The organism is Rhodococcus sp. Leaf225 (assembly GCF_001426145.1).
Lineage (GTDB): Bacteria > Actinomycetota > Actinomycetes > Mycobacteriales > Mycobacteriaceae > Rhodococcoides.
In genome coordinates, this window is the sequence record NZ_LMRN01000007.1 from 380,564 (window position 1) to 394,936 (window position 14,373).

Here is a 14,373-nt window from a genome sequence, read left to right on the forward strand (position 1 = left end):
CAAGGGGCGCGCGGCACAGGACGGACTCATGCGTCCTCCGATGCCCCTCACCCGCTCGGTGTCCCTGCGGTGGCGTGTCACGCTGCTCGCGGCGTCCGTGGTGGCCATCGCGGTCGCCGTCATGGCGATCGCCGCGTACGCGGTGGTGTCCCGCGCGCTGTACGGCGACGTCGACAACCAGCTGCGTACCCGGGCTAGTGCGCTGATCGAGACCAACCTCGTCGCCTTCGATCCCCGGTACGTCGCGGGCGCCACGCTCTACAGCACCGATGTCAGTGTCGCGCTGATCTTTCCGGACCTGACGAAGTACATCCCGCCGGGTTCGATCGTGCCCATCGGTGACCCGGAGATGGACGTCGCGCTGGGACAGTCGACCTCGTCGCTGCGCACCACTTCGGGAGCTCGCGTTCTCGCGGAGCGCACGCAGACCGGGAGCACGCTGGTGATCGCACAGCGGCTCGCTCCCACCGGCCAGGTCCTGGATCGACTGGCCTGGGTGCTGTTCGTCGTGGGCGGCTGTGGCGTCGTCCTCGCGGCGGTGGCCGGCACGGCGGTGGGACGCACCGGTCTGCGACCCATCGGACGGCTGACGGCGGCGGCCGAGCGTGTCGCCCGAACCGACGACCTGACGCCCATTCCGGTGACGGGCAACGACGAACTCGCCCGCCTCACCGACAGTTTCAACACGATGCTGCGGGCGCTCGCCGAGTCGCGGGCGCGGCAGAGTCGACTCGTGGCGGACGCGGGTCACGAACTGCGGACCCCGCTGACGTCGTTGCGCACCAACATGGAACTGCTGATCGCGTCGAGTCGGCCGGGTGCGCCGCGTATCCCGGAGCAGGACATGGCGGAGCTGCGTCTCGACGTGGTGGCGCAGATCGAGGAACTGTCCACGCTCGTCGGCGATCTGGTCGACCTGGCACGTGAGGACGCCCCGGAGAACGTCTTCGAACGTGTCGACATGGCGGATGTCGTCGAACGCAGCCTGGAGCGAGTTCGCAGGCGTCGCAACGAGATCGACTTCGACTCGATGACCACACCGTGGATCCTGTACGGCGACCAGGCAGGTCTGTCCCGCGCCGTCCTCAACGTGCTCGACAACGCGGCCAAGTGGAGTCCGTCGGGCGCCACCGTGCACGTGGCGATGATCGCCCGGCCCGACGGCCTGCTCGAACTCACCGTGTCCGACGCGGGTCCGGGTATCGCGCCCGAGGAACGAGAGCTGGTGTTCGAACGCTTCTACCGGTCCACCGCGTCGCGGTCGATGCCCGGATCGGGACTGGGTCTGGCGATCGTGCGCCAGGTGGTGCTCAAGCACGGCGGAACCATCGCGGTCGAGGACTCGGTCACCGGCGGCACCCTGATTCGAATCGTTCTCCCGGGGGAATCCGCCGGTCCGCAGGATCTGCTGGGAACAGGATCGCAGGACCCACAGGCCACTGACACGATGATCTCAGCGCCCTCTCAGTCCGGCGGAGCATCGTCGATCAGGACGACGTGAGGTGACCGGTGCGAGCCGGTCATGGAGATGGAGCGAAACGCATGAACGAGGACCGCACCACTGGTGAAACCTGCCGCGACGGCCGGGACGGCGCATCGGAGCCCACCGCGCAGCAGCCCGCGTACGGGGGACAGACACAGCCCCAGTACACCGGGTGGGACGGTCAGCACCAGGCCGGTCAGCACCAGCAGCCCCACAACCCGTATCAGCAGCCTCATCAGCAGGGACAGAACCCCTACCAGCAGAACCCGTACCAGCAGCCGCAGTACTACGGCGGGACGGCGCCGGCGACCACGTCGCGGAAGCCGGGGCGTGCAGCCCTCGTCGCAGGCGCCATCGCCCTGGCCCTGGTGAGCGGTGGAGTCGGCGGCGCGGTCGGCGCCATCGCCGCGGACGGCGGCAACGGTGGCGTGACCAACGCCCTCAATCAGCCCGTCACGCAGGCGAACCCGGCCGCCAACGCCCCCGACGGTTCGGTGCAGGCCGTGGCCGGCAAGGTGCTCCCCAGCGTGGTCCAGATCCAGGTGGCGGGCCGCACCGCCGAGGGTGAGGGGTCCGGCGTGATCCTCTCCTCCGACGGCCTCATCCTGACGAACAACCATGTCGTGTCCGGCGCGGGTGCGAACGCCCAGCTGACCGTCTCCTTCAACGACGGATCCACGTCGTCGGCGACGGTGGTCGGTGCGGACGCGTCCTCGGACATCGCGGTGATCAAGGCGCAGGGTCGCAGCAACCTGACGCCCATCGAGCTCGGCACCTCGGACGGTCTGCAGGTGGGTCAGGGTGTCGTGGCCGTCGGATCGCCGCTCGGCCTCGCCGGCACGGTGACCTCCGGCATCATCTCGTCGCTCAACCGCCCGGTCGCGACCAGTGGCGAGTCGACGGACCAGACCACGGTGATCGATGCGATCCAGACCGACGCGGCCATCAACCCGGGCAACTCGGGCGGCGCGCTCGTGGACATGAACGGCAAGCTGGTCGGCGTCAACAGCGCCATCGCGACGTTGGGAGCGGGCGCCAGCTCGTCCGAGTCGCAGAGCGGGTCCATCGGCCTCGGCTTCGCCATCCCCGTCGACCAGGCCCGCCGCATCGCCGACGAGCTGGTACAGACCGGCAAGGCGACGCAGGCGATCATCGGCATCAGCGTCCCGAGCCGCGACGACGCCAACGGAGCCACGGTCATGGCCGTCACCGACGGCGGGCCGGCCGCGCAGGCGGGCATCCCGACCGGTGCAGTGGTCACCAAGGTCGACGACCGCGTCATCGCCAGCGGCGACGCACTCATCGCGGCGGTCCGCTCCCACGCCCCCGGCGACCAGGTCTCGGTGACCTACACACAGGGTGGCAACGAGCAGACCGTGCAGGTCACGCTCGGGACGGCCCCGAGCGGGGGCAACTGATGAAGCGACCCCGGATCGTCCGTGACCGTGGGCACCTCACGCCCATCGTCGGGCACATCGAGTCTCCGTCGGGCCCGGGCATTACGGTGAGCGACATGACTATGGATGCAGCCGTGGCCGGACGTGCGCTCGTCGTGATCGTCGACGATCGCACGGCTCACGGAGATGCCGACTCGACCGGACCTCTGGTCAACGAACTGCTGACCGAGGCGGGCTTCCTCGTCGACGGTGTCGTCGTGGTCAGCAACGACGAGGTGGACGTGCGCAACGCACTGAACACCGCGGTCATCGGCGGCGTCGACCTGGTGGTCTCCGTCGGCGGCACCGGCACGTCGCCGCGCGACGTCACTCCGGACGCGACGGCCGAGGTGCTCGACCGTGAACTCCTCGGCATCAGTGAGGCGCTCCGCTCCTCCGGACTGGCGGCGGGGTCGCTCGACGCCGGTCTGTCCCGCGGGCTCGCCGGAGTGTCCGGCAGCACGCTGGTGGTCAACCTGGCCGGGAGCCGCGCGGCCGTCCGCGACGGAATGGCGACGCTGACGCCCCTCGCCGCCCATGTCATCGGTGAGTTGTCCAGCCTTGACGGCTGACGACCCCCAGAAGAACGACCCTCGAGCCGGCGACGCATCACCCGTCGATCCGGACTCCGAGGACACTGCGAGCCGGGCCCGTGCACGACGGGCCCGGCTCGCTCGTGTGTTCGGCGACGTTCTTCCCGAGTCGACTCGAGACGACGGAACGTCGGGCGAACCACATCGAGGTGATTCGTCCTCGGGCTCGGAGGAGTGGTTGAGGAGCCAGAGGCCTCCGCATTACGACTAGTTTTGTGTGATCCACATCACTGGGAGTTACCACAGTGCGAACCCGGTGTTGCCTGTCTGTTAACCGCGAATTCGCCTGAATCCGGACGACCTCCCCGCGAGTTACCGCAGGGTAGATGTGACTGGTGTGACTGGCAACCCTCGTCGAGCAGTGGTTCCGCTCGGGGTCGAGTCGAATAACGCCCACGTCACGGGCACCCGGGCACCCGGTTAGCACAGTCCGACGACGTTTCGTGCCATTGGAGCTGCGGCGCGTCGTGCGGCCAAAACGCTTGTGACGCACGTTCACACGCACGAAACGTGGACGGCGGTTTTCGGACGCAACGCCGCGAACGTAGGGATTGTCACGGTCCGAATCACCCTCTAAGGTTTCGCTCAGGTTCAACGGTGGATGCTGAATCGATACGAGGACGCGTCCAACTTGTGTTCCTGCACTGCCCGACGCGTAAGCCATGAGCTTGCAGTCGCCGCCTGATACGGTTCGCTCGCAAGCGAACCGCTCGGGAGGACGTCAGAGCCCGACAGCGCACCCGAGGCGAACACGCCGCGGGACGAACATGATGAGGAAGTACATGACCGTAATTCAGAAGCCGCGGCGCAGCCGGGGGCTCAAGTCCATGCGTACCGCAGTGGTCGCCAGTGCCGCAGTCGTCGGCCTGGTCGTCGGTGGCGGCTCGGCATCTGCAGCAGTCGACGATTCGAACTCCGTCGTCGACGGTGGTGGCAACACCATCACGGTCTCGCAGGCCGACACCTTCATCAACAGCGTCTTCCCGCTCGACGGAAGCCCCCTCACCCGTGAGTGGTTCCACAACGGTCGCGCCATCGTCGAGGTCACCGGCCCCGACGCCGCCGACTTCGAGGGTGACATCACCCTCGGCTACCAGTTCGGCTACCCGGCTTCGCTGGGTGGAGAGCTGACCTTCAGCTACAGCACCCCGCAGCTCGAGCTCGACTTCGATGGCGGCGGCACCGTGTCCGACATCCTCCCGCAGGTCGGCACCACGGTCACCCTCGAGCCGGGCCCCGGCATCGAGGACGTCGAGGTCGGCACCGGCTCGGCTTCGGGCGCGCGCACCGAGATCCAGATCTCGAACGTGCACGGCACCGCGACCAACATCGCCGGCAACGTCTCGGTTCGCCCGTACGTGAAGGTCGTCTCCAGCAATGGCGACACCGCAGTCACCTACGGCAAGCCGTGGCGCTTCAACTGATCCTGGCCCAGCCAGCATCAGTTGCCTGCTGATCGGTAGTCCGCTGCCACAGCAGATCTGAACACAGACGAAGCCCCATCCGGGTCATCCGGGTGGGGCTTCGTCGTGTTCGTGAAGCGTGACAATGGCGTGCGACAGGGGTCGGTGGCATGTCACGAGCATCCGAAGGTGCACCGCCCCACTGCGTTCCGACGTCCACGCATCCTGTTGAATGGTCGGCATGAACTCCGGTACCGCGACTCGTGTGATGACTGCAGCTTTCGCCCTCACGGCCCTGGTGGGCCTGTCCGCCTGCAGCAGCGGGGATTCCGGGACGTCCGACGACTCGTCCGAGAACGCCACCGCCTGCACCGATTTCGAGACCACGTACGACCAGTTCACCGCCCTCGTCAAGGCCGGCCCGGCCGACACGGACGTCCAGACCTGGACCGACGCGAAGACCGCCGAGATGCAGAAGTTCCAGCCGCTCGCGGACACCGCCACCGGTGACGTCGAGTCCTCGCTCAGCACTCTCATCGGTGCGCTGCCCGCCGACTCGCTCGAACTCACCGAGCCGGACAGCTCGTCCGGTCAGGCGTTCGTCGACAACTCGACGGCCGTGGTCGATGCCTGCTCCGCGGCCGGCACCGCGATCACGCTCGACGAGTTCCCGCTGGTCAAGTTCAACTGATCCCGCTCGTTCGAACAGACGACGAAGGGCTCGTCCTCACCGCACGGTGAGGACGAGCCCTTCGTCGTGTCTGCGGGTGACTACGTGGTGGTGGTGCCCGGCGTCGTGTTGCCGGTGATGCCGTCCGAGGTGGTCTTGACGCCGTCGGACCGGCCCTCCGCCAGAAGGTCCCGGATCTGGATCAGGATGTCCTGATCGCTCAGAGCCTTCTCCTTCTTCGTCGCGAAGCGGTTCTTCGCGGTGTTCACCGGGAGGATGAGCACGAAGTAGACGACCGCCGCGATGATGACGAAGTTGATCACCGCGGTGATGACGGCCCCGATGTTCACGAATGTCGCGTCGTTGCCGGAGCGGATCAGGAAGCCCCAGCCCAGCTCGTTGCTCGCCCCGATGGACGAGATCAACGGGTTCACGATGTTGGTGGTGAATGCGGTGACGATGGCCGTGAAGGCCGCACCGATGACCACTGCGACCGCGAGGTCGACCACGTTCCCGCGCAGCAGGAAGTCCTTGAAGCCCTTCAACATGCGATCCGCCCCTACTCTCGTCGATCATGGATTGAGCCACGACGAGAGTAACCGACCAGCGCGTCTCGATGGGCGCGGCGAAGCCCGGGACCCGGGGACGGTCACCGCAGCAGGACCGTCAGTGCATCGGAGAGCGACGCAGCGGCGACGGCCGACGCGTCGTCCGCGCGCAGGGCGACCAGAACGAGCTGGTCGCGTCGAGACACGCCCGAGCCCGGGGCGGAGACCATCACCACGGTGGCGCTCTCGGCGATCACCCCGGACGAGGACGTGTCGTCCGGCGCCGCCCGCACGACGTCGACCACGTCGCCGGCTCGAAGCAGTTGCGCCAGCTCGGGGTCCGCGAGGCGGATCGGCACGATGCGGGCATCACCGGACGGCAGGGTGGCGGACGCCAGCCGAGGCCCCAGCAGTCGGACATCGGTGAGCGCCTCGCCGGATCGGACGGGTCCGGCGACAGTCCGTCCCACCGCGTCGTCCACCGACCGCAGCGTTCCGTCCGCGAGCAGGGACGAATCGACGCGGGTCACCGTGACGTCGGCGGCCGTGAGTGAGGTGCCGGGAGCGACGTCCGTGGCGGTCACGACGACCGGGACCTCGGTCCGCGACGGATCGGTTCGATAGGCCGAGACGACAGCGAGCCCCACGAGAGCAGCGGCGAGGATGCGTCGAGCGGCAGATGACCGCAGACGCGGAGGGAGAGGCGGGATACGGTCGAACAGGCGCGCGCTCAGCGGGTGATCGACCGTGGGAGACATGACGCGACCGTAGAACGCGGGCGACGCAGGACGCCGCCAGGTTTCACGGTGCCCGGGGACAGCGGTTCAACGCTCCCCGGGTCGGACGATCAGCTTGCGGCGGCGGGGGTGGAGGTGCTGGTCGACTTCTTCTCACTCGAGGTGGTCGAGGTCGAGTCGGACTTCGTGTCGCTCTTCTTCTCGCTCGAGCTCTTGCTGTCCGAGGAGCTGCCGGAGTCGGACGAGCCCGACTCGCTGCTGCTCGAACTGCCGCGGCTGTCGTTGCGGTAGAAGCCGCTGCCCTTGAAGACGATGCCCACGGTGTTGAACAGCTTGCGAAGCTTGCCGGAGCACGCGGGGCAGACCGTCAACGAGTCGTCCGTGAACTTCTGGACGATGTCGAACCGGTTGTCACACTCGGTGCACGCATAAGAGTAGGTAGGCACGTTTCCTCCGCTGTCGGTCCCTGACTGGCACTCTACAGTCGACAGTGCCAGCGTCGGCAATCGAGGCAACGTCCGTGCAGGTGGTGCTATTCCTCAGCCGCGACCGTCGCGGACGAGTCGCTGCAGCCCCGACAGCGGCGTCAACACGTGGGTCATCCGCACGTCGTGCGTCTCGGTGGGCAGCGCGTCGACCAGGTCGTCGTCGTACACCACGCCCACCAGCCAGGCGTCCGGCCGAACGGCGTCGAGCGTCCGGTCGTAGAAACCGGCACCTCGGCCGAGGCGACCGCCGCTGCGATCGACGGCGAGTGCGGGTACCAACACGATCGACGCGTCCGCGACGGTCTCGGGAGGAAGCGTCGGGCCGGACGGTTCGCGCAAGCCGTACGCGGCCGCGACGAGCGAGTCGGGTCCGCGGTACTCGGCCCAGGACAGCGGCCCCGGTTCACGCGCGACAGGCAGCAGCACTCGCAGTCCGGCGGCCAGTGCGGAGTCGAGCATGCTCGCATCACCGGGCTCGCTACCCACCGGTACGTAGGCGGCGAGAGTGTCGCCGCCGCGCTCCCGCGCATCGGAGGCCAAAACCGACACGGCGTGAGAGAGTGCCTCTGATGCCCGCTCTCGTGCGTGGACGTCTCGCTGCTTGCGGGCAGTGAGTATGCGTGTCCTCCACTCGAGTTTGTCGTCACTGATCACGGGGGAAACCCCAGTGTCTCGCGAAGGACGATTCGCGGTCTACATGGATAGGGTGTGCGCATGAGCTCAGCAAACAGTGAGTCCGTGGCCGGTGGCAAGAAGCCGTCGTTCCGTACGGCCGTCGTACCCGCTGCAGGCATGGGAACACGTTTCCTCCCCGCCACGAAAACGGTACCGAAAGAGCTACTGCCGGTGGTCGATACGCCCGGAATCGAGCTCGTCGCCGGAGAAGCTGCCGATTCCGGCGCGCAGCGCCTCGTCATCGTCACCTCGCCCGGCAAGGACGGTGTGGTCGCCCACTTCGTCGAGGATCTGGTGCTGGAGAACAAGCTCGAGGCGAGCGGCAAGCTCGAGATGCTCGAGAAGGTCCGTGTCGCGCCCGGTCTTCTCGACGTCCAGTCGGTGATCCAGGCGGAGCCGCTGGGTCTCGGACATGCCGTCGCGTGCGCCGAGGAGGTGCTCGACGACGACGAGGACGCGATCGCAGTGCTGCTCCCGGACGACCTGGTGATGCCGCGGGGAGTGCTCGACGTGATGTCGCGGGTGCGTGCCAAGCGCGGCGGAACCGTGTTGTGCGCCATCGAGGTTCCCGAGGACGCGGTGTCCGCGTACGGAGTGTTCGACACCGAGATCGTGCCCGACGCAGTGAACCCCAACGTGCTCAAGGTCAACGGCATGGTGGAGAAGCCCAAGAAGGAGGACGCGCCGTCGAACTACGCGGCGGCCGGCCGATACCTTCTGGACCGGGCCATCTTCGATGCGTTGCGACGCATCCAGCCCGGCGCCGGTGGCGAGTTGCAGCTCACCGACGCCATCGCTCTCCTCATCGAGGAGGGTCATCCGGTACATGTGGTGGTGCACCGCGGAGTGAGACACGACCTCGGAAATCCCGGGGGTTACCTCCGCGCTGCGGTTGACTTCGCACTGGAACGCGAAGATTACGGTCCGGCATTGCGCGAGTGGCTCCAGGAGCGCTTGAGCGACAGCTGGGCACCGGAGCTCACGACCTACGAGTGACGCCCGGTCGACACGGATGACGGAAGGTGCGGATGCGCTCGGTTGAGGAGCAGCAGTCGAGAGTGACGGCTGCAGCGGTTGCCCCCCGGCCGGTGCGAGTCGCCATCTCCGAGGCGCAGGGTCTGCTCTGCGCGGAGGAAGTGGTGACCGAGCGCCCGCTGCCCGGGTTCGATCAGGCGGCCATCGACGGCTACGCGGTCCGCAGTGTGGACATCGCTGCCGCGGGGTCGGCCACCGACGACGACGGCGCGCCCGTCGACATCTCGCTGCCCGTGGTGGGCGAGGTCGCGGCGGGGTCGCGTCAGCCCATCCGTCTGCAGCCGCGGCAGGCGGTGCGCGTCGACACGGGTGCACCGCTGCCCACCCTCGCGGACGCCGTTCTTCCCGTGGAGCGAGCGAAGTTCGCGCGCGGCCGCATCGAGGTGCTCGCACCCGTGCGTTCCGGGGAGTACGTGCGCCGCATCGGTGACGACGTGCAGCCCGGCGACGTCGCCGTGCGGTCCGGGACCATCATCGGCGCAGCGCAGGTCGGGCTCCTCGCAGCCGTGGGCCGTGACAAGGTCCTGGTGCATCCCCGTCCCCGACTCTCGGTCATCTCGATCGGCGGCGAACTCGTCGACATCGAACGCACACCGGGCCAGGGCCAGGTGTACGACGTGAACAGCTACGCCCTCGCTGCCGCGGCGCGGGACGCGGGCGCGGACGTCAACCGCATCGGCATCGTCAGCGGTGACGCGAAGCGGCTGCGCGAGGTGGTGGAAGGGCAGCTCATCCGCTCCGAGATCGTCGTCATCGCCGGAGCCGTCGGCGGCAGCGCGTCCGAGGAGATCCGCGAGGCGCTCGAGGACTTCGGCGACATCGAGGTCGGCCGCGTGGCCATGCACCCCGGATCGGTGCAGGGCTTCGGCCAGCTCGGTCGCGACGAGGTACCCACCTTCCTGTTGCCGTCCAACCCGGTGAGTGCGCTCGTCGTCTTCGAGGTGATGGTGCGGCCGCTCGTGCGCATCGCGCTCGGTCGACGCCAGCCCATGCGCCGCATCGTCACCGCCCGCACCGTCGGACCCATCACGTCCATCGCCGGGCGCCGCGCCTACCTGCGCGGCCAGCTCATGCGGGACGAGGGCACGGGGGAGTACCTCGTGCAGGCACTAGGCGGTGCTCCCGGCAGCTCGTCGCACCTGCTGGCGACGCTGGCGGAGGCCAACTGCCTGGTCATGGTCGACCCCGAGGTGACCGAGGTGCGGACCGGCGAAGAGGTCGACGTCGCATTCCTCGCGCAGCGCGGCTGACGCTCCGTCCTCTTCGCTAAGGTTTCGAAGTATGCCGCGATCGTGGTCGAGCCATCCCGGATGGCCGGCGAAGCTGGGACCTCTCGTGGTTCCCGCGGGCGAGGTGACGGTCCGACCGGTGCGTCTGCGCGACGCCGCGGTGTGGTCGCGGACCCGCATCGACAACCGCGCGCACCTCGAACCGTGGGAGCCCACCGGTGAGGCGCCGTGGGACATGCGGCACGCGATGTCGTCGTGGCCGCCCCTGTTCTCGAGCCTCAAGGCCGAGGCCAGGCGCGGGATGATGCTGCCCTTCGCCATCGAACTGAACGGCACCTTCGTCGGGCAGCTGACTGTCGGCAACATCGTTCGCGGAGCCCTTCGATCGGCGTGGATCGGCTACTGGGTGGCCAAGGACGTCGGCGGGCAGGGGGTCGCCACGGCAGCACTCGCACTCGGCGTCGACCACTGCTTCTCGTCGGCCGGGCTGCACCGGCTCGAAGCCACCGTGCGGCCGGAAAACGCTGCCAGTCAAGCGGTTCTGCGCAACGTCGGGTTCCGCCAGGAGGGCCTGCTGCAGAGGTACCTCGACGTGGACGGTGCGTGGCGCGACCACATCCTCGTCGCCATGACGGTGGGGGAGACGCCCGGGACGGTGGCGGACGTGCTGGTGCGCAGTGGTCGGGCGGCGTGGGCTCGGTAGTTGCCTCGAGGTTCCCGTAGGGGTTCCGTGTTCCCGCGCGTGCTGCAGTGTCCGCGGGAACACGCAAGCACTGCGGGAAGGTTCGGCCTGTGACTGGAGTGACATGAGTGCACTCGTGTTCGGCGCGTCGTCGTCGGCGGTTCACCGCGCCCCACTACGCTGACGTGCAAGCTCACATGAATGTGATTCACGTCAGGAGGTGGTGGGTGTGCCCAATTCGGTGATCTGGATCGGCCTCGTCGCCATCTGGCTGTTCGTGCTCGTGCCGATGGTGGTCACATCGCGCCCGCGTATCCGCCGCACCACCGACGTCGCGCTCGCGACACGGGTCCTGCACCGGGGCGGAGCGCGGCTCCGCGTCGATCCCGGCCCCGCGGCAGGGCATCGCAGCGACCCCGACTGGCGCCCGTCCGACGACGACCTGCACTCGACCGACTCGCTTTCGGAGGATCCGATGGAGACCCAGCACGGCCACGAGAGCGACGAGCACGTCGACGAGTACTTCTCGGAGGACTTCGTGCCGCAGCGACGCGGCCGCGGCGGCTTCGATCCCGAGGCCGACGCCATCGCGCGCGCCGCCCGCTACGCGTTCCGTCAGCGCACGGTGCTCGGCTCCGTGTTCGTCATCGCGATGTCCGCAGCGCTGGGATTCCTTGCGAGCCCGATCTTCTGGTGGGTCTTCGCCGTCACCATCGTCGGACTGTCGTCCTACCTGTTCTACCTCCGCCGCCAGGTGCGCATCGAGGAGGACATCCGTCGTCGTCGTATGCAGCGTCTGCAGCGCTCGCGCCTCGGTGTCGAGTCCAGCACCGACCCGGAGCTCAAGCTCACTCCCGAGCGCCTGCGTCGCCCCGGCGCCGTGGTGCTCGAGGTGGACGACGAGGACCCGGCGTTCGACCATCTCGAGCACTACGACGAGCGCGTCGGCGACTCCCACCTCGACGTCCGCATGCGCCGCGCAGCGGGGGAGTGACCGGATTTCTGGCAGTCCCGCGGGGCTGCTAGAGTTCGAGACGATCCTGGTTCGCCGGGTCAGGGGCTGTGGCGCAGTTGGTAGCGCGTCTCGTTCGCATCGAGAAGGTCAGGGGTTCGATTCCCCTCAGCTCCACCACGTTCGACGCTCGTCACAGCGCATCGCGGAACTCGTCCAGGAACGGCGACGGCGTCTCCCGTCGGATCCGCCACGACCGCACCAGCCACATCTCGACGAGCTCGGGCCGTACGCGGCCCAGTCTCGCCCACTCGTCGAGCACCTCGCAGTAGTCGAGGTAGCGCCGCACGGTCATGGCCGACACCGAGGGATTGTCCACCCACCCCAGGTGCACGAGTTCCGACAGCGCCTGCTGGTCGAGGAGTTGCGGGCGGTGCAGCATGTTCTCCGACCCGATCGCCCACACGTACAGGGACATCGGAACGCGCCCGAATCCCGTGGCCCTCGGCCAGCCCGACCAGTCCCGGTGCGGACCGACGTCGATGAGCGCCGGCGCGCGGCGGCACTCGTCCAGTGCCTGCCGAACACCGTGCAGCCGACGGTCGCCGGCCGGCTCCTCGAGGTCCCGCGCATCGGGGAAGCGGCGAGCGCGGTCTCGGTCTCGATGACCGACGAGCCATGCGGCGCAGTGGTAGACGGTGGTCAGATCGCACCCGCTCCCGATGGTCTGCAGATCGCCGCGCCGCAGGAACCCGGTGCCGGTCTCGACGACGTCTCCGTCCAGACCTCGGGCGCGGACCCGCACCGGGATGCGCGCGCTCGTGAGACGACTGTTCCACCAGTCGAGGTCGATCTCCGCGAGATCACCCAGCACGTCGTACTCGTACGAACGGGTGCTGCACCACGCGAGGCACGCTTCGGGTAGCGCCGGCGTCGTCGTCATGTCGGCGATGGTGGCAGGTCCCACCGACAGCCTCGGTCGGGTTTGCAAAGTGTCTGTAAAGACTGCCCGCAGCCGTGCCTCATATGGCGCCGGTCACACCTAGTGTTCGTTCGGTGCATCCCCTGCACCGGACCGAAAGGTGACCATCCATGGCCACGACAGCCATCCCCGCGGGGCCTCCCTCGACGAAGCGGGCGGTGTTCAACACCATTCGCGGATCACTCGGCAACCTCGTCGAGTGGTACGACGTGTACGTCTACACGGTCTTCGCGTCGTACCTGCAGTCGAGCTTCTTCGCCGACGGTGAGCCCAACGCGGGCATCTACACGATGGGCATCTTCGCGATCACCTTCGTGATGCGCCCCATCGGGTCGTGGTTCTTCGGTCGGTACGCGGACCGGCACGGGCGTCGTCCCGCGCTGGTGTTCAGCATCTCGCTCATGGCGGGCTCGTCCCTGCTCATCGCGCTGACCCCGACGGCCGCGTCCATCGGGTCGGCCGCCGTGGTCATGCTCGTCCTCTGCCGTCTGCTGCAGGGCTTCGCGACGGGTGGCGAGTACGGCACGTCGGCGACCTACATGTCCGAGGCGGCCACGCCGGGGCTGCGCGGATTCTTCTCCTCGTTCCAGTACGTCACCCTGGTGGGCGGTCACGTCCTCGCCCAGGTCACACTGCTGATCCAGCAGAGCGTCCTGACCGACGAACAGATCGCCTCCTTCGGATGGCGCATCGCGTTCGGTATCGGCGCCCTCGGCGCCGTGGTCGTGCTGTTCCTGCGTCGGAGCATGGACGAATCCCTGCAGACCGAGGTCGACGGCAAGCGCAGCGGCTCGATGACCGAACTGTTCACCGCGTATCCGAAGCAGCTGCTCATCTGCTTCCTCGTCACTCTCGGCGGCACCGTCGCGTTCTACACCTACAGCGTCAACGGGCCGCTCATCGTCAAGAGCACCTACGCCGATCAGGGCATGACGGCGACGTGGATCAACCTCGCGGCGCTGGTGCTGCTCATGGTGATCCAGCCACTCGGCGGACTGCTGAGCGACAAGATCGGGCGCAAGCCGCTGCTCGTCGGGTTCGGCATCGCGGGTGTGCTGTGGTCGTGGACCTTCCTGAACCTGCTGCCGCGCGTCGAGACGCCGATGGTGTCCTTCCTGCTGCTCGCCGGCACCTACGTCATCCTCACCGGCTACACCTCGATCAACGCGATCGTGAAGGCGGAACTGTTCCCGGCGCACGTGCGCGCTCTGGGACTGGGACTCGGCTACGCACTGGCCAATTCGATGTTCGGCGGCACGGCTCCGGTGATCTACGAGGCCGCCAAGGAGAACGATGCGCTCGACGCCTTCGGCATCTACGTCACCATCGCCATCGCTGTCTCGCTCGTCGTGTACGTCTTCGTCCTGAAGAACCGCGCACCGACCTTCCTGGACGCCGAGCAGGCACGCCGAGCGGACAGGAACGAGGCGGCCGTGTCCTGAGGTCCGTGCGTTAGGCTT

The 14,373-nt window shown here is 68.0% G+C and carries 15 protein-coding genes and 1 tRNA gene; 11 read left to right on the plus strand and 5 right to left on the minus strand.

From position 1 onward, the window contains the following. Window positions 1-28: 28 nt before the first annotated feature. The 5 genes from ASG69_RS01925 to ASG69_RS01945 all read left to right on the plus strand — a co-directional run bounded on the left by ASG69_RS01925 (window position 29) and on the right by ASG69_RS01945 (window position 5,606). The gene (locus ASG69_RS01925) at window positions 29-1,501 is read left to right on the plus strand and encodes a HAMP domain-containing sensor histidine kinase (protein ID WP_231476140.1); all 1,473 of its coding nucleotides are present in this window, start codon (window positions 29-31) and stop codon (window positions 1,499-1,501) included. 41 nt (window positions 1,502-1,542) lie between these two features. After that, window positions 1,543-2,901, plus strand: a complete 1,359-nt coding sequence (locus tag ASG69_RS01930; RefSeq protein WP_082544598.1) for a S1C family serine protease — start codon at window positions 1,543-1,545, stop codon at window positions 2,899-2,901. Window positions 2,902-2,996: 95 nt separating this feature from the next. Further along, complete coding sequence (locus tag ASG69_RS01935) at window positions 2,997-3,491, plus strand: MogA/MoaB family molybdenum cofactor biosynthesis protein (protein WP_197027709.1); 495 nt, start codon at window positions 2,997-2,999, stop codon at window positions 3,489-3,491. Between the two features lie 803 nt (window positions 3,492-4,294). After that, window positions 4,295-4,936, plus strand: a complete 642-nt coding sequence (locus ASG69_RS01940; protein WP_056447532.1) for an MspA family porin — start codon at window positions 4,295-4,297, stop codon at window positions 4,934-4,936. 247 nt (window positions 4,937-5,183) lie between these two features. Then, entirely contained in the window at window positions 5,184-5,606 is a 423-nt protein-coding gene (locus ASG69_RS01945; protein ID WP_056447534.1) for a hypothetical protein, read from the plus strand. Between the two features lie 80 nt (window positions 5,607-5,686). Here ASG69_RS01945 and mscL read toward each other — a convergent pair whose 3' ends face one another. The 4 genes from mscL to ASG69_RS01960 form a co-directional block, all read right to left on the minus strand. After that, on the minus strand, window positions 5,687-6,133 hold the full coding sequence (mscL, locus tag ASG69_RS01950; protein WP_037183963.1) for a large-conductance mechanosensitive channel protein MscL: 447 nt from the start codon (window positions 6,131-6,133) through the stop codon (window positions 5,687-5,689). Window positions 6,134-6,234: 101 nt separating this feature from the next. Beyond that, window positions 6,235-6,891: an SAF domain-containing protein gene (locus tag ASG69_RS01955; RefSeq protein WP_082544600.1), complete on the minus strand. Its 657-nt coding sequence runs from the start codon at window positions 6,889-6,891 to the stop codon at window positions 6,235-6,237. A gap of 89 nt (window positions 6,892-6,980) precedes the next feature. After that, complete coding sequence (locus tag ASG69_RS22025) at window positions 6,981-7,316, minus strand: FmdB family zinc ribbon protein (protein WP_081821044.1); 336 nt, start codon at window positions 7,314-7,316, stop codon at window positions 6,981-6,983. A 93-nt stretch (window positions 7,317-7,409) separates the two neighbouring features. Then, the gene (locus ASG69_RS01960) at window positions 7,410-8,009 is read right to left on the minus strand and encodes a 5-formyltetrahydrofolate cyclo-ligase (protein ID WP_056695662.1); all 600 of its coding nucleotides are present in this window, start codon (window positions 8,007-8,009) and stop codon (window positions 7,410-7,412) included. A gap of 63 nt (window positions 8,010-8,072) precedes the next feature. On the opposite strand from ASG69_RS01960, the gene ASG69_RS01965 reads away from it, so the two are divergent. The 5 genes from ASG69_RS01965 (at window position 8,073) to ASG69_RS01985 (ending at window position 12,111) form a co-directional block, all read left to right on the plus strand. Then, a complete protein-coding gene (locus ASG69_RS01965; protein WP_051612960.1) occupies window positions 8,073-9,029 on the plus strand; it encodes a UTP--glucose-1-phosphate uridylyltransferase in 957 nt (318 codons plus the stop codon). 32 nt (window positions 9,030-9,061) lie between these two features. Next, the gene (glp, locus tag ASG69_RS01970) at window positions 9,062-10,318 is read left to right on the plus strand and encodes a molybdotransferase-like divisome protein Glp (protein ID WP_056447044.1); all 1,257 of its coding nucleotides are present in this window, start codon (window positions 9,062-9,064) and stop codon (window positions 10,316-10,318) included. Between the two features lie 31 nt (window positions 10,319-10,349). After that, window positions 10,350-11,000, plus strand: coding sequence for a GNAT family N-acetyltransferase (locus ASG69_RS01975; RefSeq protein ID WP_027504111.1), 651 nt, complete (start codon window positions 10,350-10,352; stop codon window positions 10,998-11,000). Between the two features lie 208 nt (window positions 11,001-11,208). After that, window positions 11,209-11,973, plus strand: a complete 765-nt coding sequence (sepX, locus tag ASG69_RS01980) for a divisome protein SepX/GlpR (RefSeq protein ID WP_056447538.1) — start codon at window positions 11,209-11,211, stop codon at window positions 11,971-11,973. 62 nt (window positions 11,974-12,035) lie between these two features. Further along, window positions 12,036-12,111: transfer RNA gene (locus tag ASG69_RS01985), tRNA-Ala, on the plus strand. 13 nt (window positions 12,112-12,124) lie between these two features. Here ASG69_RS01985 and ASG69_RS01990 read toward each other — a convergent pair. Beyond that, complete coding sequence (locus ASG69_RS01990; RefSeq protein WP_156380407.1) at window positions 12,125-12,874, minus strand: 8-oxoguanine DNA glycosylase OGG fold protein; 750 nt, start codon at window positions 12,872-12,874, stop codon at window positions 12,125-12,127. Window positions 12,875-13,023: 149 nt separating this feature from the next. On the opposite strand from ASG69_RS01990, the gene ASG69_RS01995 reads away from it, so the two are divergent. Next, on the plus strand, window positions 13,024-14,355 hold the full coding sequence (locus tag ASG69_RS01995; RefSeq protein ID WP_027504109.1) for an MFS transporter: 1,332 nt from the start codon (window positions 13,024-13,026) through the stop codon (window positions 14,353-14,355). The last annotated feature ends 18 nt before the right edge of the window (window positions 14,356-14,373 follow it).

Bases quoted from the DNA above. Each gene is read 5' to 3' on its own strand.
- ASG69_RS01975 (WP_027504111.1), top strand. From the start codon at position 10,350: ATGCCGCGATCGTGGTCGAGCCATCCCGGATGGCCGGCGAAGCTGGGA.
- ASG69_RS01935 (WP_197027709.1), top strand. From the start codon at position 2,997: ATGACTATGGATGCAGCCGTGGCCGGACGTGCGCTCGTCGTGATCGTC.
- ASG69_RS01940 (WP_056447532.1), top strand. From the start codon at position 4,295: ATGACCGTAATTCAGAAGCCGCGGCGCAGCCGGGGGCTCAAGTCCATG.
- ASG69_RS01930 (WP_082544598.1), top strand. From the start codon at position 1,543: ATGAACGAGGACCGCACCACTGGTGAAACCTGCCGCGACGGCCGGGAC.
- ASG69_RS01945 (WP_056447534.1), top strand. From the start codon at position 5,184: ATGACTGCAGCTTTCGCCCTCACGGCCCTGGTGGGCCTGTCCGCCTGC.
- ASG69_RS01955 (WP_082544600.1), bottom strand. From the start codon at position 6,891: ATGTCTCCCACGGTCGATCACCCGCTGAGCGCGCGCCTGTTCGACCGT.
- mscL (WP_037183963.1), bottom strand. From the start codon at position 6,133: ATGTTGAAGGGCTTCAAGGACTTCCTGCTGCGCGGGAACGTGGTCGAC.
- ASG69_RS01925 (WP_231476140.1), top strand. From the start codon at position 29: ATGCGTCCTCCGATGCCCCTCACCCGCTCGGTGTCCCTGCGGTGGCGT.
- glp (WP_056447044.1), top strand. From the start codon at position 9,062: ATGCGCTCGGTTGAGGAGCAGCAGTCGAGAGTGACGGCTGCAGCGGTT.
- ASG69_RS01995 (WP_027504109.1), top strand. From the start codon at position 13,024: ATGGCCACGACAGCCATCCCCGCGGGGCCTCCCTCGACGAAGCGGGCG.
- ASG69_RS01990 (WP_156380407.1), bottom strand. From the start codon at position 12,874: ATGACGACGACGCCGGCGCTACCCGAAGCGTGCCTCGCGTGGTGCAGC.
- ASG69_RS01965 (WP_051612960.1), top strand. From the start codon at position 8,073: ATGAGCTCAGCAAACAGTGAGTCCGTGGCCGGTGGCAAGAAGCCGTCG.